The following is a 530-nucleotide window of genomic DNA, read 5'->3' on the forward strand; positions in this document are numbered from 1 at the left end:
GATCGGCGCGCTCAGCGAAGGCGACCGCGTGGACAAGCACGTCTAGCCTGCCGAAGTGCTGCGCCGCGCGCGCAAAGACCTGATCGAGCGCCGCGTCGTCCAGCACGTTGCACTCTAGAAAAGTGATGCCGATGGATTGCGCTAACGGCTCAACGCGCCGCTTGAGCTTCTCGTTGGCGTAGCTCAGACCGATGTTAGCGCCTTCCGCGTGCAGCGCCTGCGTGATGCCCCAGGCGATTGAGTCCTTGTTGGCGACGCCGAAGATCAACGCATTTTTCCCGCTGAATAATCCCATTGTCCTCTCTCCCAAGTCAGTGTAGATCAGGCATTCCTCAGCCACGCCAGCGTGTGGCGCAAGCCTTCCTCAAAAGAGACGCTCGGCGCGAAGCCGAGCAGCTCACGCGCTCGACCGATATCGGCGCAAGAGTGCTTCACATCGCCGGGACGCGGCTCAGCGAAGATCGGCGCGATCTGCGTGCCGAGCAGCGCGTTGATGGCGGCGGGGTTGACACCGCCGATGCGGGCCGCCT

The 530-nt window shown here is 63.2% G+C and carries 1 protein-coding gene and 1 pseudogene; both read right to left on the minus strand.

Annotation, left to right across the window (positions count from 1 at the left end):
• Positions 1-295 (minus strand): SDR family oxidoreductase (locus tag NW838_RS11610; RefSeq protein ID WP_414428080.1); only part of this gene is annotated, 295 nt, incomplete at its 3' end.
• 26 nt (positions 296-321) lie between these two features.
• Positions 322-530 (minus strand): annotated as a pseudogene (locus NW838_RS11615) (hypothetical protein); the annotation flags it as partial.

The sequence above is a fragment of the Synechococcus sp. R55.2 genome (assembly GCF_047462075.1).
Lineage (GTDB): Bacteria > Cyanobacteriota > Cyanobacteriia > Thermostichales > Thermostichaceae > Thermostichus.